The organism is Bacillus sp. BSL6, assembly GCF_052928345.1.
In genome coordinates, this window is the sequence record NZ_JAVGCW010000004.1 from 427,461 (window position 1) to 446,794 (window position 19,334).

Here is a 19,334-nt window from a genome sequence, read left to right on the forward strand (position 1 = left end):
AAAACCATATAAATTTTCTGAATAATTTGTTAAAATATAGAAATATCCGTTTATATTTTGAAAGGAATGATACATATGATAAATAAATTGAAAGAAAATATAGGTTCAGTTTTTGTAGGTAAAGAAAATGTTATAGATCTATTAATCGTTTCCTTGCTTGCTGACGGTCATGTACTTCTTGAGGATGTACCTGGTACTGGGAAAACGTTACTTGCGAAAACACTTTCAAAAAGTATTGGTGGTAATTTTTCTCGCGTTCAATTTACACCGGATGTACTTCCGAGTGATGTGACAGGTATTGAATATTTCAATCCGAAAACGAGCGAATTCGAGTTAAGACTCGGACCAGTCGTGGCAAACATTCTACTGGCAGATGAAATTAACCGTGCAATGCCGAGAACACAGTCTAGTTTGTTAGAAGCGATGGAAGAACGACAAGTGACGCTTGAAAAGCAGTCAACTCCTCTTCCAAAACCATTCTTTGTTATTGCGACGCAAAATCCAATTGAATCACAAGGAACGTTCCCTCTTCCAGATGCACAGCTTGATCGCTTTTTAATGACAATTTCTATAGGTTATCCGAATCCTGAAGATGAACTACAAATGATGCGACGTTTTCGTAACGATGCACCACTAGAAAGTGTCACATCTGTTATTACTTTAGATGATATTTTAGAGGCACAGAAACAAGTAAAAGAGATTTTCGTATCAGAACCGTTAGAACATTACATTATTAAACTTGCTCATGCTACAAGAAATCATGATTATATCGCTAACGGTGTAAGTCCACGTGCCACATTAGCTTTAGTACGTGCTGTTCAAGCTTTAGCCTTTTTACGCGGGAGAGAATATTGCACACCAGAAGATATACAATTGTTAGTTCCTTCTGTTTGGAATCACCGTATCATCTTATCAATGGAAGGCGTATTACGTACGACAAAAAATGAAATGATGCAAAAGATTTTAAAAGAAGTGGACGTACCAGTGGAGATTGAGCAAACATGAATGGACAGCGCGTTGTAACTGTACCTTTATTTTTTCAGCTTCATATTATTCAACTATCTGTTCCAGGCGCGATACTATTTACATTTTTTATGCCACAACGAATCATTATGTTTTTCTTTTTCTTTTATTATTTATTTGCGATTTTCATTTATAAATATGTCGCTTACATAGAGAAAAAATTTCAATTGATAAATGAGAAACAAACAACACGTTTATTCCCTGATGAATCTGGACAGTTTTTTATTCATTTAAAAAATGGAGCAAACATACCACTCGTTAACGGTGTTTGTTATTTTCATTTAGATCCGTCCCTACTACCGAATAAAGATCAAGGAATTGAACAAATATCGAAAACGTTATTCTCTTTTCCTTTTTCACAACCTGCTCATTCAGCGCAAAAATGGGATTTATCATTAACTGCAACGAAGCGTGGCGTGTTCCAAATTGAACAATTCGAATGTGTTTTGAAAGATCCTTTTCATTTATTATCTGTACATTTACCTGTATTTGATAAATTAAGAAATGAAATTATTGTGTATCCATCACCTAAAGAAGTAGCAGGTTTGCAAGAACTTCAGCAACTTTTAAACGGATCATATCGAACGAATTTTTCTTTTTACAATGATGAAACATCTATTATCGGTGTGAAACGGTACGAACGTGAATCTTTCCGCTCCATTCATTGGAAAGCATCTGCGAAAATGCAGGAATTACAGGCGAAGCAATATGAACCTGTTAAAAATTATAGTTGGACAATTTGTCTTTCATTATCTGCTGATCGCGGGTTTGGTTGGAAAGATAATATAGAAGATCTTATTTCATTTGCAACATACATTTGTCAATACGCTACGAAGCATCAAATACCGTTTGAATTATTTATTAGTATATTAGCTGAAGGTGGTCCTCTGCACTTACCATTAAATGAAGGGCAAACACATTACGCAAAAGCTTTAGAGGAATTGGCACGTATTTCAGACGATAGCACACTAATTCCGAAACAGGGATTTCTCCATTATACAAATAGAAAAGGAGAACGATCCTCTACAATGATTTACATTGGCTTGCAGGAGAATGACCTCTCTCTTCTATCGCAACCTACGTTTCTCATAAATAACGAAGGGATGGTGGAAAAGCTTGAAAACTTGGCTCTATCACGTTAATGACTTTATTCTGCTGCTCCTCCTTTCGTTATTAACAGAAAGGGGCGAACTTGTTGCTGTTGTTATATTTTTAGCAACGAGCTATATTGCCGTATTTCTTATTCATAAATTAATGAAGAAAAAAACAACAGGATTTGTCATACTGTTAATGACTCAAATAATCGGTTGTTCTATTTTTCTCCCTTTCTCTCTATTTGGCACAATTATGTTACCACTTTTCTTCTTTATCGTACATGTAGTCGGACCTGGCTACCAAGTTCAAAAATCGTTAGGCGGTATTGTTTGGTTTGGTGTTTCGGCTATATTTTATGCTCCCTTTCCAACGCTCGGGAAACTGTTACTATTAGTTATACACATTATGATTACATTTTGGTTAACCGGGGCAAATCGGAATCAACAGTTATTACGTTTCGCTTCTATTATTACGATTGGTGTAATGAGTATAGTACTTATTCAAGTGTTTCCTTTCATTCGGCTTGTTTTTTCATTTATCATAGAAGCAGTTGCATTAGGGTTCGGATACGCTATCAATCCATTATTTTCAGCAGCCGCGTTAAAAGAAACAGATGATTTTTGGTCGAATAAAGGAAATCTAAAAGATCCTACAATTAAGGATGGATTGGAGCCACGTCCTTTTGATCCAACTCTTATAAATAGCATGACCATAATTGCTTGTACAGCTATCGCTATTTATGTCGTTTGGAAAATATTAAAAAAACGAAAACAATTCAGTTTACCAAATATACCTGTCTTTGAATCTACTATCATCACTGATAAAGAAGGAATGAGCCAAAAACGTTTGAAACGAAACAAACCGCCACATAACGAAATTCGAAAAGAAATTTTTAAGCTTGAGAGTAAGTTAATTCCTCCTTTAAATAGAAATCGAGGAGAAACTATTGAGGCATGGTTAGATAGAATAAATAGTGAAGAAGATGTAAATATTCAGAGTCATATTATTAGTAATGCTTATAATACAGTGCGTTATTCAAATGAGGAAAACACCGTACTTTTGTATGAATTTAAGGAAGAAATCCATAAACTCTATGCATATCAGAAGAGTTTAAAGAAAAGAAAGAAATAACACAACAAAAAGACTCCTATTTTCATAGGAGTCTTTTTATACTTCTACGTTACTTTTTAAATTGAGGCGTTTTTCCCTGCTTCAATCTCTAATGACTCTTCATGCCACCAAAGTGTTTCTTCAGGATCTTCTTTAGCAATTTGGTGTGCTTCTTTTTTCGATTCTACTGTAGGATATGAACCTTTTAGCGCACGTCCTGATGTTGTAACGAATAGTACACTAAATACAACTAATCCAATAATACTTACACCTGTTAAATAAAATGCCGGTGCAAGCGGGTTACCGGTTGCATGAACTAAGTATGAACATACAAGTGGTGTTGTACCACCAAATATCGATACAGAAATATTAAATGAGATCGAAAGTGCTCGATAACGTACATCAGTGAAAAAGAGTGATGGTAATAATGAAGGTAATGTTCCTTCATATACACTTAGGAAGAAACCTAATACGAAAATACCTGCAAATATAGCTGCAATATGCCCGTTACCTATTAGTAAAAAGGCTGGAATTGCAAATACAGTTAAACCAAGTAAACCGATTTGCACGACGCGTTTATTACCAATTTTATCACTTAATTTACCGAAATATAGTGCTAGTGGAATCATAAGTGCCATCGTAATAGAAATAATTAGTAAGCCTGTTGTTTCTTCGACTTTAAGTACTTGAGTTAGATAAGAAGGAATATACGAAAGAATCATATAATTTGTAATATTAAAGAAGGCGACAATTACTGTGCTTAATAAGAAGTCTTTTTTGTGATATTTCATAATATCCATAAATGAAAATTGTTCATTGTCTTCAGATTCCTCTTGTGCTTTTTCCATCTCTTCAAAGATGGGAGATTCATCTAAATGACGGCGTAAGTATAAACCGACCAAACCAATTGGTGCAGCTATTAAGAAAGGAATACGCCAGCCCCAGCTGAGCATTTGTTCATCTGTTAACAATAACGTCAAAATGGTAACAATTACCGATGCAGCAATGTAACCTGAGAGTGTTCCAATTTCAAGACCACTACCGAGTATACCACGCTTTTTATCTGGAGAAGATTCTGCGATATAAACCATTGCTCCTGAATATTCGCCGCCTGTAGAGAAGCCTTGAATCATTCGGGCAACTAAAAGTAGTATTGGTGCCCATACACCAATTTGTTCATAGGTTGGTAGTAATGCGATGAATAATGTAGAAAGTGCCATTAAAATAATAGTAGTACTTAACACAATTTTTCGGCCGTACTTATCTCCTATTCTACCAAAGAATACACCTCCGATTGGTCGAACGAGGAAGGCCGCTGCAAATGTACCGAATGTAAGTACAAGTTGCAATCCACTATTATCAACACCTGAGAAGAATAATTGACTTAAAATTACCGCTAAATACGCGTATAATCCGAAGTCAAACCACTCCATTGCGTTCCCTATACCAGTAGCAACTACTGCTTTCCTGGCTTGTTTAGGATTAACAATATTAACGTCTTGAGGTTCAAAATTTAAATCATTATTTTGTTGCATATAATAAAACAGCTCCTTATTTAATTTAACTTCTTTAAGCACACCTTCTCTTATTGAATAAAATTAATTCGAAGCACTTAAGGAAAATTAACGTCTCCTTATCTGTTATTATTGTTTCACATAATTAATTATTTGTCCAATGAGATGCTCTCTAGGTTAAGTAATTTACTATTTTAAAAAGCTGAAGAAGCCGCTAAAATAGCGACTTCTTCAGCTTTTTATATTTTTTTATATTTTTTTAAATACTTGCTGTAGCAGCTATGTTATGAATACAGGAAATAAACTCATAAATGAATGCGTCAATTTCCTCTTTCGTAATAATATACGGCGGAAGTAATCGAATAATATTCCCTTGTGTTACATCGACTAACATTCCTTTACTCATTAACTCAATCTGTAATTTCTTCACATTTTCATTCGTGTCATTCACACTTATCCCAAACATCATCCCCGCATGACGCACTTCCTGAATATAATAAGAATTTTCTTTCTGAGTGTCTTGCAGTTTGTCATTCAAATATAGTGACGTTTCATATGCTTCTTGCATTAAACCATCGTCAAGTAATGTATTTAATACAGTTAAACCTAAAGCCGTTCCCATTGATGAATGAGCAAATGTTGTGCCGTGATCTCCTGGTGCAAATACATCACATAACTTTTCACCTACAATAATTCCGCCAAATGGTATCCCGCCTCCTGCCCCTTTACCAATTTGAATAATATGTGGTGTAATATTGAAATTTTGATAAGCAAATAGTTTTCCTGTTCTCCCCATACCACTTTGAACTTCATCAACGATAAGTAATACATTATATTTCTCACATAAATTTTGAACACCATGTAAAAATTCACCCGATAATGGATAAATTCCCCCGCTTCCTAATACAGGTTCTAACAGAATCGCAATTGGATTTTCATGAATTATTGTCTCTTCTAATTGCTCTATATTCTCGCGCTCAACTTCATATACTGGGATCGATGTTTTCGGGAAATTTTGATATACACTTTCTTGTCTTGTAAAATGAAGTGCCCCCAACGTACGCCCGTGGAAACTATTCTTCAACACTACAATTCCTTCACGTTCTTCATGCATAATAGCTCTATATTTATCAATTAATTTCAACGTCGTTTCTGTCGCTTCCGTACCTGAGTTTGTAAAAAAGACCTTTCCGTTTTTTAAAGAGCAATCAACTAATTTCTTTGCATACTCAATCGCAACTGGATTTAAAAAATGAAACGGTAAATGCAACGACTTCGTAACTTGATCCATTGTTGTTTGTACGATTTTCGGGTGATTGTATCCTAATACATTTACTCCGACACCAGAAAATAAATCTATATACTCTTTACCATCCACATCATACAGCTTACACCCTGCTCCTCTTTCTATCGCAAGCTTTGTACGACAGTACGTTGACATCATATACTCTTTATCTAATTGAAACCAATCCGACATGTTACATTCCTCCTAGTTATTTTCCCTGTTTTATTTATGTTCATTTTCTATAAAGTCATGTATAAATTCATTTTTAAGATTGAAATTTTAATAGTAATGTTCTTCCCGATATTCATTTTTCCATAATTTCTTCTATTTCAACAGGTCCACTACATACGCGTTTTTCTCATCTAGCGGTCTGTAACTAGTTTGAACTTAGCGTGTTATACATAATCAAGGCTATAAAATCATATTTAGTAACAATGGACGAAAAAGATTTGGAGGCTATATTGATGAATGAACACTATGATAAACAGAGACAATCTTTACTAAGGAAAGACTTTAATGATAATGGAGAACGTAATGAACAAGCTATACTTCACTCCCAAACAGTTGGTTCACGTGGACCTGTTCTAGAGCAAGATAGTGTGCTTCACGAGGCGTTACAACAATTTATTCACGAAAAAATTTTAGAAAGACCTGTTCATGTAAAAGGATTTGGTGCGTTCGGTTATTTTCAAACAATCTATCCAATGCCCGAACATACTAAACTAAATTTCCTACAAAATGCTAATGAGAAAGTTCCCGTTATGGTGCGATTTTCATTAGCTGTTAGCACGAAAGGAACACCTGATACTTCTAGAAATGTACGCGGTTTTTCTACAAAATTTTATACTGAAGAAGGTATTTTCGATCTATTATGTAATCACATTCCTGTCTTTTCTGTACGCGATCCGATGCGTTTCCCTGAAACCATTCAAGCGTTGTCACCTTCACCTAAAAATAATTTAATAGACCCTAATAGATTTTGGAGCTTTGTCGCTAGAGCACCTGAATCCATACATTTCGTTGTCCGTTTGTACTCTGATAATGGTACGGCCAAAAGCCTTCGCCACATCCCAGGACATAGTGTAAATACATATGTTTGGAGAAATGCAGAAGGCAATCGAAAGTATGTAAAGTATCATTGGTACCCATTTGAAGGTGTACAATTCATTACTAGCGAGGAAGCAAATAAACTGGCTGCCGAAAACCCAGATTATAGCGGCAAAGATTTATATGATGCAATTGCAAACGGTAAACCAGTGGAATATGGTTTATATGTCCAGCTCATGGACCCGAAAGATGAAGCGCATCTTTCTTATGACCCTCTAGATGATACAAAAGTATGGGATGAAAAGGTGTATCCTCTTATACCAGTAGGCAAAATGGTATTAAATAAAAACCCTGAAAATTATATGGAACAAGTAGAAAAAGTCACCTTCTCCCCTTCTAATTTACTAGACGGTGCTGAATTATCAGATGATAAAATGTTGCAAGGGCGAGCTAACATTTATAGTGATTCTCAAAGAAGAAGAATTGGTCCCGAATTTCGGAAATTAACGATTAACAAGCAACAAAATTGGACACCTGCTAATCAAATAACGAGCGGTGACGGAAGATACGTTGAAGGTAAAATTGAAAGAACTTCAATAACGAAACAAGATGACTTTACGCAGGCTGGTGAATTTTATACGAAGTTAAAACCGATAGAAAAAGAACATCTTGCCGAAAACTTAGCTGGTGATTTGAAAGTTATATCCGATGATATTAGAAAGATAGTGTTAGAGTATTTTCATAACGTGTCAGCTGATTTGGTGAAGAGGATTGAAACTGTGATGCAAAAGCTTTAAGAATAAATAAAAACGTCATTTTAAACATTAAAAATGACGTTTTTTATGGCGAAATTACTAGAGATTTCTATGACTTAATTTACAATGATTAACATTTCCTCCCTTCAAAACTCTCTTTATTTCATTTTAGATTATGGTACTCATTTCTCTTTTTCAAATAATCTTTTTCACATTGTAACGGTTTGAATTTCACTTTTTTCCCTTTCTTCTTTTTCGTTTTTATAACGACCCATTCCCCTTTTTCAACATCTAGGTTTAAGTGTTTCATTACATTTATATTATCTTTTTCTTTATAAAGTAAAAATGCTTCTTGCGCCGTCACAAATAAGCTAGGCTGCTCGCGAAATCCACCACTATCATAAATTTTAGTTAGCGAATTATAATAAGAATCATTTTCCTTTCCACCATACATCAAATGGGCAGCCTCCAGATCTCTTTTACTTACTTCCCAAAAACTATGTTCATCAATATTTAAATTAAATGTGGATTTAATGTCCTGTATTATATTCTTCACATACTTTTCATCTCGAATTTTCCTTTCTTCGAGACAATCCGAAGATAACCTTGGTGCATCTGATTGGGAATGTACAACGTGTTGTATCGATACACACAACATAAATACGCTTAAAATGTAAAATGTTTTTTTCATATTTACATATCACCTCAAATGATTTATATACTGTATCATTTGAGGCTTACAATATTCTTATGCTGGAAATGAGAAAGATCCTATAAAATAAATCTTTTATAGGATCTTTCCGTCTAATATTGCTTTATCAAATTCACCGGCGAAGCAACTACCTTTCCACTTTTCACATCATATAGCCCTATAGGCGTTACCCGTATAAAAGGCAAGTGCGTCGCAGAAAAGAATAAAATTGTAAATGCTGGATCATCATACGCGTAGCCACGCTCTTGTAGTAATTTCACCATCTGTTTCTCTTCCTGTATTAATTCACTCATTTTTAAATTAGACATAATTCCGAGCAATGGTAATGCGATTTCATGTAATACTTCATTCTTCTCAGCTATTACCATTCCCCCGCCAAGCTCTTTTACTCTATGAAAAGCTATAAGCATATCTTCTTTTCTTTTTCCGATAAGAATGATGTCACCTGTACCAGAATAAGAGCTAGCAAGCCCACCTAGTTCTTTCGCAAAACCTTTCACAACTGTATTCACTCGCCAACTGCCATCACGAGCAATCATCATAAGGAAACATTCATCATGATCTGTGGACAATTCATTACATTCTATGTTGATTTTACTAGTATATGGTTTTGTAATAACGTTATTTAATAAGTGTATACCCGTTTTATTAGAGAAAATCATATCCTCTTTTTCTATGGACCAATCTAATGATAATGGAGTTACTTTACATTTACCCCAGTCTATATGTAATGCTTCATGCGTATTTACACCGTCACGCTTCACCCATTTCCCCTTTGCAATAACGCTCGCTGGTACTGGGTTTTCTTTACTTTCTAAAATATTGATATTAGCAATTCTCCCTGTCCCAATCGAACCATGTATATGCTCCATATTATAATAACGAGCAATATTATAACTTGCCATATGATATGCATCTATTACTGGAACACCTTGCTTTATAGCAGTAGTAATCATTACATTCGTCATTCCGTTTTCATAAAAGGACGGATGAGAACCATCTGTTGTGAAAAAGAATCTATCAAATTGCTTCACACCTAATTCCAGTAATTCTTTTAATAAAACTTCTAAATCTGGTCGGATGGAAGAGTTTCGAAGAGAAACAGTGTAACCTTGCATAAGACGAGTTAACGATTCTTGACCCGTCATTGCTTCATGATCACAGTCTGTACCTAACAGTTTTAATTTTACTAACGTTGCTTCAGATGCTCCTGGGAAATGTCCTTCTACTTTTTTCTGTAATCGCTTTGTTTCCTGCACCCAATTTAACATTTCATCATCGCCATGTAATAATTTTGGCCATGCTGTTAGCTCTCCTCCTTGAAGAACTGCTTCATGCTGTAGCCATTCTATTATTTCTTCACTATTAAATAAAGATTCCCCATTTTGCAATTCAGTTTGTCCATCAAAACGGCACCACCAATACATACTAGCTGGAAGCTTTTTAAATTCATCTAATAAATGAAATGATTCCTCACGCTTTAACGTGAAAAATAGAGTTAAATTATCATTAATAAAAGTTGTTGTTCCAAATTGCATCGCATGATTCGCTAACGTCTCTGGATTATATAATTGATATGGATGTGCATGCGGTTCTATGTAACTAGGAACGACATACTTTCCATCACAATCAATGACTTCACATTCATGTAACTGCTCTGGCAACTTTTCTCCTACATATATAATACGGTCATCATAGATCCAAATATTTGCTTGCATCCATTCACGTATATAGGAATTTAAGTATGTTGCATTCTTTAATAATTTGTGTGGGCTTCTTGTACCGTCTATTATTTCAACATGTTCTCGTAATTGCTTGTTACTCCATCTGAAATACTTTTGTTCCACTGTATTCAACTCCAATGCTATATTAATTAAGATGAAAAATAATTAATCAACTAAACTATTTTCCATTCAACCTCACTCGATATGTACCCCTATTATATTTAACAATCACAAAAATTACAATTTTCAGAATACAAATTATTTTATTGTTCACTTCTTCCCCCCTTTGAACATGAACATTTCTGTGAAGTTGTTTTACTGGAACCTTTGAAAGACTAATGAATATTTTGTAAGGGCAAAAACGTATTTTTTAACACTGGATGTTCTTTTCAAGATAGGGGTGGGATTCAAATAGGAGACAATTGTATGATTGGTATGAATGTTACAATTGCCACACTTAATCACGGGTTAACTTTAGAAACAAGAAACACGACATACGCCTCCCCTGTTACAATTGGTGAAAATGTATGGATCGGGTCTAGTGCAACCATACTTCCTGGTGTAACAATTGGAAACAATTCAGTTATTGCTGCAGGTGCAGTTGTTACAAAAGATGTACCTGCAAACATTGTCGTTGCAGGAGTGCCCACAAAAATTGTGAAAGTAATTCATAGCAATTAAAAACATTCTAGATTTTTCAAATGCAAACAAGCTACTTTGATTAAAATTTGCTTTACTACTTATATATTTATTTTATCGCTCTTGTTAAGAATTTTATTTCTCTTTGTGAGAAGAGAATATATCTATATATTTTTCTATACCGCAATAAAAAGACTTATAGAATGATTCTATAAGTCTTTTACTATAAGGAATTAGCCTATACTCATCGATTAACAAATTCAAAAACCAAAAGGTTCGCTATGAATAAAGTTCTAAAAATAACTACCCACTCTAATTACCAATAATTTCACAATAGTCTATCAATCCCTTTTACTGCCTCATAGCCAAAATATATTCCAAACATAATTAAAACAATTCCTGCTACTATAGAAATCCATTTCATTACTGTATGATTAATAAATCTTCTACCAAAATGAATAGATGTAGCCATAAATATATCCCAAAGCATAATCCCAGCAAAAATGGCTGCACTATACCATAAAGCTTGTTCTTTTCCAATAGTATTCATAGCACTAGTTAGAACTGATCCATATATCCCTATCCAAAAAATAATATTTAATGGATTTGAAATTGCGATAGCAAACCCCGATAGAAAAGATTTTAAAGGATGTTCTTTTTCACCTGATGAAATATATTGAACTTGTTTAGTAGCTTCTTTCATACTTTCATAGCCCAAATAAATCATCGTTACAAAACCAAAAATCCAAATGCAAAGCTGGGCAACTGGAGTTGTTAAATAAGTCGAAATACCAAAGTAAATTAAAAACATCATTACAACATCTGCTGACATCGCCCCGACTCCTACTAACCATGCACTCAAAAAACCATTTTTTATTCCTTTATTTATTTGAGCAACATTAATCGGACCGACTGGTGCAGACAATGAAATCCCTAATAATATATAACTGAATATCATGCTAATCATTTTTCTTCAACCCCGTAATAGGACATTTAAACCTTTCTCTAATTTTTCTATCTGTTTCATAATCTAATATTGGCTCATGTGTATATTGTTTATACGATATAGCCGCTTCTTCTAACAGTTCTACTACTTGTTTATACATATTTATCCTCCCTTTGATTTCATTACACAATTTGAAAAGATAGCCTTTTCTATTGCTGTTCCAGCTCCTTATTCTTTTTCACAATATATTCAATTATAGTTTAAGACACAATTTAAACTTGAAATAAAATACATATTTATAATATAAATGGAATTAAAATATAAAACCTATATTAATCACTAATTTCATAATAGTCAATCATTTAGACGCAAATCAGAATTATCTATTTTTGTATGCTTAATTCTATTTGTTATTAATTCATACGATAAAAGTACCTTATTATGTAAATTACAGAAATACATTTAAATATTTTTCAACAAAAATCAGAATTTACTTATTATTAACTCCGAAATTTAGAACTACTTACCTTTGTATGTTGCAATATTTTAAAAATGTAAAAGTCACTATAAATAAGAAATATCAAATAAATATAATAGATTTATAGTAAAATAAAAAAAATTAAAATACATCATTACTTTTCTTGTAACAGCACATAAAAAACCCGAATCATGGGAAGTAAATTGCTCATGATTCGGGTTTTTTAAGACTATATTTTAATAACAATTAAATTACATACAAGTCCTTATATACCTCTATAGTAGAACTCTTTTCATCTATTATTTATTAAATTCAACTTGCATCATTTTATCAAACTGTGTAAGAATATCAACTGGACCTAAAGAGTTAACATTGACAGCAAATGTATGCTTGCCTCCAATTACTCCACCAGCAAAACTCATAAACCCAGGAATTGATCCTCCGTGACCCCATACTGAGACACCATTTGGAAGTTTTGTCTCATAGATTCCAAGACCATATCCATCACCAATCCCTTTTCCTTCTATAGGAACTGTAGTAAGCATTTCTTTTAGCTCGCGTTCCTTCAGTAACTTACCACCGAGTAAAGATGAAAAGAACTTGTTTAAATCATCCGCATTAGAAATCATATCTCCAGCTGCATTAGCTAAACTCGGATTATAATACGTAATGTCTTTCAACTCGCCTGTTTCTTCCATTTTCACATATCCACGAGCATGATTCTTTCCTGGGATGACAGGTGAATTACCTGGTAAAAACGTATTTGACAAGTCCAAAGGTTCAATAATTCGCTTTTCGATTTCTTCCGCATAACTATTACCAGTTATTTTTTCAATTAGCATTCCCAATATTACATATCCTGTGTTTGAATACAACCAGTCTTTACCCGGCGAGAAATCTGGAGGTAGAGAAAGACCTATTTTCACTATTTCTTCTGCTGTATACGTTTTTTTCGAATTCATTATGTCAGCATCTTTTGACTTTAAGTATTCAGCGATACCACTCGTATGATTCAAAAGTTGACGTATCGTAATTTGATTACCATCATACCCATTTCCTTGAACGAGACCCGGTAGCCACTTCTCAATTGAATCATCAAGTTGTACGCGATTTTCTCCTACTAATTGAAGAACAGTCGTGGCGGTAAAACTTTTCGTCACACTACCAATTCGAAAGCGATAATCTGATTTCATCGGTTTCTTTGTACTTAAATCTGCTACGCCAGCAGTATAACTACTAATTTTTCCTTTATTAGATGTCTTAGCTAATACCCCTGGTGCTCCAATTTTGATTGTTTCCTGCAATACTTGTTTCCAGCCATTCTGATTCTTTTGATCATGTACTTTTGACGAATTAGAAATACTTTGAGTAGACTCTGCTTTCACAGTAAAACCAGTTGTAAATAGAGTAGTACCCGCTAATAAAACTGTCAAACTTGCTAACTTCATTGAATTACGTTTTTTCATAAGGATTTCTCTCCCCTATTCATATCGTATTGATTCAAGCTATACTTTCATCCTATATGATAAAACTCTCTTTTTTCTTATCCATTCCTTACGAAATACTTACGTTTAAATTTAAATAAAGTAAACTGAGGAAGAGTTATGCATGCAAATAAAAAGAGAACATGTTTTCATTTTTTATGTAAACATGTTCTCATAAACATTTAAAATTCTATATCAACTTTTCATCCTATTCTTTACACAACTAATCTAAGTTCATTTTTACCAGCCTGCACTAGCATTCATTCCATTTCCAATAATAGAAAGTAATAGTGGCCATAATACTGGACCTAATGTAAGAAATATATTTAGAAGTATGAGCATTCTATATCCACTGGTGAAATTGTGATTTTTACGATTCACAAATACGAGACTGACTAATGAGATTATGGTCGTTAAAAATAACACTAACATTACCAACCAATACCACACCATTAAACTGAGACTCCATGGTGTTAATAGCTCGTGTATGATACAAAACGAGATTCCTAATACCGCAAAACTAAAGCTAGTCACCGCTGTTTTTATAAGCCATTTATTTATTTTTTTATCGTATGTATTTTTACAATATAAATCTATTAAAGTATACAAAGATAAATATGCCATGAATACGCCTACCCAAGACAATAACCAGTCTCCGTCCCCTTTAAATAATAAGAACAGCAACCAACACATACTTACAGCAGAAAAAACAAAGGAAATAAGTATGCTTTTTAATACCGATTTCATTACATTTTCACACCCTTAAAAAACTTAAAAATTAATTATAATTTATAAAAATTAAGTATAGGTTAACATGTAATGAAGTATAAGTAAATAAAGTTAATTTACAGTTAATTTCATTTTCTTATTTGGAGGCAGTTTTATATATGAAAATGATTCATGATAATCAAATTTCTCTACAAAAAAGTAAAGGTGGATATTTACGTATCCACCTTCCCATCTCCCTCTACCCACTTCATTATTTCTTCCACATCTAACTCCGTATATGTCTTTTCTCCATATCGGACAGACTCATATATCGGAATAATATCCCTCGTTCTACAAATTCTGCTTAACCATTGTTGCATCGTTTCATAGGACCTTCTCTGTTCGTGAAATGGTAAAGTTCTTTCCCATTCAACTAATGTTTTCCTTATCGTATCTTTAGGTAACGGCTGTTCAAACTGATGCATCACTTTCTTGTTCTTTTCGGTTCTATCCGTATTTTCTTTTTTTATCGATTGTTTATCCTGTTCTATTTCTGATTTCGTTACCTTTTTCCTCATTAATTTATAAACAGCATATAAAATGACCACTGCAATAATTACATAAAAAATGACACTAATCCATGAATTTGAAAGAACAGAAAACACATCAGTCCATGAATTTTTTCGTACAAAAAGTGGAATTTCCCTATCTATTTTCGTTCTTGTATCTACAACTCCTGTTTCTTCATCTATAATTCTTTCAGGTTCATCAAACTGTGCGTCTACACTAGTAAAATCATAATTTCTTTCTGATATTATCTCCGTCTTATTAGAAAAAAGCCCTTTTACTATGTCTTGTACATACACAACACCTTGTGATAACGTTATCGCACTAATCGCAAAGAAAAGTATGATTAAAGTTCTTACACCCCATAACTTCACTTTCATATGTCGCTTTTTATTCGCCATGACATAAGCCCCTTCTTATTCTTTCATTACAATCCATTTATTCGTTCTACTGTATTTCTTTGGTGAAGTACCAAGGATTAAAGGAACCGCATCCAGTTCCTTTCGACGAAAGCCTGCTGTGTAAAAATAAGAAGAAGATACAGGCGTATCTTGGTCTGATATCGAGGCAAGTACCCTTAATACATTTTGCAAGTGTTTCCGATTATCCCCATTTTTTATATGTAGCAAACCGTTATCTTTTACACTATTGATCCATACTTCAAATGAACAGTTTTGCATGAGCAATTGTTTACATATACCCGCCGTTAATTCGATTAGTTCCTCTGTATCATTTCGCAAAGAAACACCACTTTTATTTTGCAAGTTGAGATAAATCGCGTATTTATCTGATTGCGTTCGCTCATACTTTTTCGCAGTTATCGTCCCCGTTTTCGCCGTTGCACTCCAGTGGATGGAACGAAAATCCTCATTTTCATAAGACTTTACTCCCATTACTTTCGTTTCATCATATAAGGGTGAAGACATCGCTTTTCGAAATCCTCGTGACCATTCTTGTAATTCCGGAACTTGTATTTTCGGAACAGCTGGTAAGACTAAATAAGAGGGCGTATCAACTTGTTTATATGTGATATGGTTCGTTATAAATCCAAAGAGATCGGTAATCACAATTTCAACTTCTTCCCATTTCGCGATGCCTCTTTTTAACGCTACAACTTGCAAATCAAATGAAACTGACTCCCTTCCTTTTAAATTAAAATTCATATAATAATTTGAACCTGTACTATGATTTTTGTTTATATCATCATGATTCCAAGTTAGCTTATTTTCACATTTAAATCGAAATACAACATTAAAAATAGGAAAAATTGATTTGTTTGAAATTTTTATTTTGCATCTGTTCGTTTCACCTATAAAAACGTTCGAATTCCCTTGACTGTATTCCCATTGAACACGAGATACTTTACGTATATATACATACATAGCACCTATTAAAATTACATACAAAAATACGAGAGATAATATGAGTAGATTACTTGAAAATACACTTAAAATAACGGCTACAACTGACATAACTCCTATTACGAAAGGCTCCGCTAAAGGTGTATACACAAGCTGTTGATTCATCGTACATTCTCCACCGGCACATTAATCGTATGAAGAATTTCTTTCATAATTTGTTCTTTCGTCGTTTTCATCTCTCCCTCAATTGTTAACGTTAAACGATGAGCACATATGGAAGCAGCAAGTTGTTTTACATCATCTGGCGTACAGTAATCTCTTTCATTTAATATAGCCCGTGCTTGAATCGCTCTCATAAATGCCAACGTCCCCCGCGGACTTACACCAATTTCAATTAGCTCATGCTTACGCGTTGCCTCAATAATTTCAAGAAGATAATCTTGCACATCATTTCCTACTAACACTTCTCTTGCACGCTTTTGCATCATAATAATTTCTTCACTTGAAATAATAGGGTGTAACGTTTCTAACGGATCATTCGTTTGAAACCGATTCATCATTTCCTTTTCAGCTTCTCTCGTAGGATAACCTTGGCGAATCGTAAGTAAAAATCGGTCTAATTGAGCATCAGGTAAAGGAAATGTACCCGCAGATTCAAGAGGATTTTGCGTTGCAATTACTAAAAAAGGTTCTGGTAATGAATGCGTCTGTTTTGCAATTGTAACAGTACGCTCTTCCATAACTTCGAGTAACGAAGATTGTGTTCTCGGTACAGCCCGATTAATTTCATCCACTAATACTATATTTGCAAAAATAGGACCTAACCTCGTTTTAAAATCCGATTCCTTCACATTAAAATATTCAAGACCAATAACATCTCCGGGCAAAGTATCTGCTGTAAATTGTATTCTTTGAAATTTTGCGTCCACGCTTTTAGCCAAACTTTTCGCTAGTGTTGTTTTTCCTGTCCCCGGTACATCTTCTAATAAAATATGTCCTTTTGCTATTAGAGCAATGGCTGCAAGTTCTATGGATTCATCTTTTCCTATAATAACTTTCGAAATATTATTAGTGATTTTCTTTAATGTGTTCATCTATTTATCCCCCCATTTTCTTTTGTTCTGAAAATTAAGAATTATTATTTTCCAAATTATAACACATTACGATAAAAGTAAATATATTCCTGTCAAAATAAAAAAGATGACCTTAGCACTATAAGCTAAAGTCATCTTTCTCATTATTTCACTAACTCTCCATTATAAGCTTTTATATCAAGAGGAGCAGTTAAATACTGTTTTGCTTTGCTAACGAAAGATGTGAAGTGTTCACTCGTATTATGACTCGCAACCGCTACTTCATCTTTCCATACTTCTACCATCGTATACACATTTTCTTTTTCTGTATCTTTATATAAATCATAAGACACATTTCCACTTTCTTCTCTTGAACTATGAATTAGCGGATGAATTTCTTCTAAAAATGATTGTTGTTTCGCTGGATCTACTTGAAATATTGCGTGAATAATAATCATGGTGTTTCCCCTCTCATATTTCACTTATTTCTTTAAAATTACTTCCACTCTGCAACTTTTTCAATTGGAAGACGTACTGATTGGTAACCACTGTCAGCCGCTTTTCCGACTGAAATTAACATAACTGGTACGTAACGTTCTTTATCTAATCCGAACGCTTCAGCGATTTGGTCTTTTTCAAAACCACCAATTGGACAAGTATCATAACCGTGAGCACGAGCTGCTAGCATAAATTGCATTGCTACAAGACCACCATCAATAAGTACAGTATCTTTCATTACTTCTGGTGTAACCATTGAGAAGTAAGCTGAAAGTTTTTTCATCTGGTCTTCTTTTACTTCTGCTGGCATGAAACCGCGCTCTACTGCTGTACCGTAAATTTCTTCTGCGTTATCAAAGTTGTTTAAATCACCAAATAAAGCGATCATTGCTGAAGAAGTTTCTACTTGAGATTGATTAAATTTCGCAAGTGGCGCAAGTGTTGCTTTCGCTTCGTCACTTTCAATCACTACGAATCTCCATGGCTGCATGTTTACTGAAGATGGTGCAAGTGTTGCTTCTGTAAGAATTTCTGTCATTTCTTCTTTGCTAATTTTCACTGATGGGTCGTATTTACGAATCGAACGACGTCCTGTTAAAATTTCGTTAAAATCATTTGTTTTTACTGAGTTAGTCATAGTTGTATTCTCCCTTTTTTAAAGTTCTTTTATGTTTTCTTGAATATGAATTAACATATTTAAAAGATTGTCGCGTTCTTCTTCACTTAATCCTTTAAATGCCGATGCTGCAAAACGTTCTTTTTCCTCTTGAAACGCCTGAATTTTATTTCGTCCCTCTTCAGTAAGAGAAACTAACGTAATTCTGTTATCGTCTGGATTTTTACGTCTTACAATCATTCCGTTTGCTTCTAGCTGTTTTAAATGCCTCGTTATCGCGGCATTATCAATGTTCACTTCTTGCTGAAGTGCTTTTTGACTAATTTCACCTACTTCAAATAACTGAAGTATAAGCTCTAATCGAGACTGGCTCATACCCGTACACCCTTCAAATTTCGAACTTACTTCTTTATTTAGAAAGTGTAATTTATATAAAATAATCGCTTCTTTTGAGCATGAACTTGTCACATTACCCCTCCTTTACAATCAAAACAAAAACATTTGATGTATCAATAGTTGATATGTCAATTAATATAATCTATATCGATTTAGAATGCAAGCATTTTGTTTTTATTTTATTTTTTCCAAATTAAGGCGCTTTGTAGCGTTACAAAAAATGTAAATTACATTATAATAGTAATAATTTAAATGACTGGAGAGTGATTATAATGCGGCAATACACAAATAGAAATGAGGATA

The 19,334-nt window shown here is 33.8% G+C and carries 19 protein-coding genes; 5 read left to right on the forward strand and 14 right to left on the reverse strand.

Annotated elements, in window-relative coordinates; genetic code table 11:
• The first annotated feature begins 75 nt into the window (after positions 1–75).
• Genes RCJ96_RS16375 through RCJ96_RS16385 form a run of 3 tightly spaced genes read left to right on the forward strand, consistent with a single transcriptional unit; the run spans position 76 to position 3,249 of the window.
• Positions 76–1,005, forward strand: coding sequence for an AAA family ATPase (locus tag RCJ96_RS16375; protein ID WP_416504109.1), 930 nt, complete (start codon positions 76–78; stop codon positions 1,003–1,005).
• Entirely contained in the window at positions 1,002–2,165 is a 1,164-nt protein-coding gene (locus RCJ96_RS16380; protein WP_416504108.1) for a DUF58 domain-containing protein, read from the forward strand. Before RCJ96_RS16375 ends, RCJ96_RS16380 begins: the two co-directional genes overlap by 4 nt.
• Positions 2,140–3,249, forward strand: coding sequence for a DUF4018 domain-containing protein (locus tag RCJ96_RS16385; RefSeq protein ID WP_416504107.1), 1,110 nt, complete (start codon positions 2,140–2,142; stop codon positions 3,247–3,249). The genes RCJ96_RS16380 and RCJ96_RS16385 overlap by 26 nt, the downstream gene beginning before the upstream one ends.
• Positions 3,250–3,305: 56 nt before the next feature.
• Here RCJ96_RS16385 and RCJ96_RS16390 read toward each other — a convergent pair whose 3' ends face one another.
• Positions 3,306–4,763, reverse strand: coding sequence for an MFS transporter (locus RCJ96_RS16390; protein WP_001186942.1), 1,458 nt, complete (start codon positions 4,761–4,763; stop codon positions 3,306–3,308).
• A gap of 238 nt (positions 4,764–5,001) precedes the next feature.
• Positions 5,002–6,219: an aspartate aminotransferase family protein gene (locus RCJ96_RS16395; protein WP_416504106.1), complete on the reverse strand. Its 1,218-nt coding sequence runs from the start codon at positions 6,217–6,219 to the stop codon at positions 5,002–5,004.
• 272 nt (positions 6,220–6,491) lie between these two features.
• On the opposite strand from RCJ96_RS16395, the gene RCJ96_RS16400 reads away from it, so the two are divergent.
• Positions 6,492–7,871, forward strand: a complete 1,380-nt coding sequence (locus RCJ96_RS16400; RefSeq protein ID WP_416504105.1) for a catalase — start codon at positions 6,492–6,494, stop codon at positions 7,869–7,871.
• 121 nt (positions 7,872–7,992) lie between these two features.
• On the opposite strand, the gene RCJ96_RS16405 is transcribed toward RCJ96_RS16400, so the two are convergent.
• Both RCJ96_RS16405 and RCJ96_RS16410 read right to left on the reverse strand, forming a co-directional pair.
• Positions 7,993–8,520: a hypothetical protein gene (locus RCJ96_RS16405; RefSeq protein WP_134197802.1), complete on the reverse strand. Its 528-nt coding sequence runs from the start codon at positions 8,518–8,520 to the stop codon at positions 7,993–7,995.
• A 113-nt stretch (positions 8,521–8,633) separates the two neighbouring features.
• Positions 8,634–10,388: an adenine deaminase C-terminal domain-containing protein gene (locus RCJ96_RS16410; RefSeq protein WP_416504104.1), complete on the reverse strand. Its 1,755-nt coding sequence runs from the start codon at positions 10,386–10,388 to the stop codon at positions 8,634–8,636.
• A 219-nt stretch (positions 10,389–10,607) separates the two neighbouring features.
• On the opposite strand from RCJ96_RS16410, the gene RCJ96_RS16415 reads away from it, so the two are divergent.
• Positions 10,608–10,946, forward strand: a complete 339-nt coding sequence (locus RCJ96_RS16415) for a DapH/DapD/GlmU-related protein (protein ID WP_416504127.1) — start codon at positions 10,608–10,610, stop codon at positions 10,944–10,946.
• A gap of 286 nt (positions 10,947–11,232) precedes the next feature.
• On the opposite strand, the gene RCJ96_RS16420 is transcribed toward RCJ96_RS16415, so the two are convergent.
• The 10 genes from RCJ96_RS16420 to RCJ96_RS16465 form a co-directional block, all read right to left on the reverse strand.
• Positions 11,233–11,871, reverse strand: a complete 639-nt coding sequence (locus RCJ96_RS16420; RefSeq protein WP_000624900.1) for a LysE family translocator — start codon at positions 11,869–11,871, stop codon at positions 11,233–11,235.
• Positions 11,864–12,010: a hypothetical protein gene (locus RCJ96_RS16425; RefSeq protein WP_017561334.1), complete on the reverse strand. Its 147-nt coding sequence runs from the start codon at positions 12,008–12,010 to the stop codon at positions 11,864–11,866. Before RCJ96_RS16425 ends, RCJ96_RS16420 begins: the two co-directional genes overlap by 8 nt.
• Positions 12,011–12,627: 617 nt before the next feature.
• Complete coding sequence (locus RCJ96_RS16430) at positions 12,628–13,794, reverse strand: serine hydrolase domain-containing protein (protein ID WP_242303722.1); 1,167 nt, start codon at positions 13,792–13,794, stop codon at positions 12,628–12,630.
• 258 nt (positions 13,795–14,052) lie between these two features.
• Complete coding sequence (locus tag RCJ96_RS16435; RefSeq protein WP_049110800.1) at positions 14,053–14,559, reverse strand: DUF3902 family protein; 507 nt, start codon at positions 14,557–14,559, stop codon at positions 14,053–14,055.
• Between the two features lie 194 nt (positions 14,560–14,753).
• On the reverse strand, positions 14,754–15,488 hold the full coding sequence (locus tag RCJ96_RS16440; RefSeq protein WP_270796452.1) for a signal peptidase II: 735 nt from the start codon (positions 15,486–15,488) through the stop codon (positions 14,754–14,756).
• Between the two features lie 15 nt (positions 15,489–15,503).
• Positions 15,504–16,613: a DUF58 domain-containing protein gene (locus tag RCJ96_RS16445; protein WP_074608507.1), complete on the reverse strand. Its 1,110-nt coding sequence runs from the start codon at positions 16,611–16,613 to the stop codon at positions 15,504–15,506.
• Positions 16,610–17,542: an AAA family ATPase gene (locus RCJ96_RS16450; RefSeq protein ID WP_270796450.1), complete on the reverse strand. Its 933-nt coding sequence runs from the start codon at positions 17,540–17,542 to the stop codon at positions 16,610–16,612. Before RCJ96_RS16450 ends, RCJ96_RS16445 begins: the two co-directional genes overlap by 4 nt.
• A gap of 143 nt (positions 17,543–17,685) precedes the next feature.
• On the reverse strand, positions 17,686–17,979 hold the full coding sequence (locus RCJ96_RS16455) for a putative quinol monooxygenase (RefSeq protein WP_000583810.1): 294 nt from the start codon (positions 17,977–17,979) through the stop codon (positions 17,686–17,688).
• Positions 17,980–18,017: 38 nt separating this feature from the next.
• Entirely contained in the window at positions 18,018–18,656 is a 639-nt protein-coding gene (locus tag RCJ96_RS16460) for a nitroreductase family protein (protein WP_000185385.1), read from the reverse strand.
• Positions 18,657–18,674: 18 nt separating this feature from the next.
• On the reverse strand, positions 18,675–19,103 hold the full coding sequence (locus tag RCJ96_RS16465; RefSeq protein WP_000204165.1) for a MarR family winged helix-turn-helix transcriptional regulator: 429 nt from the start codon (positions 19,101–19,103) through the stop codon (positions 18,675–18,677).
• Between the last annotated feature and the right edge of the window lie 231 nt (positions 19,104–19,334).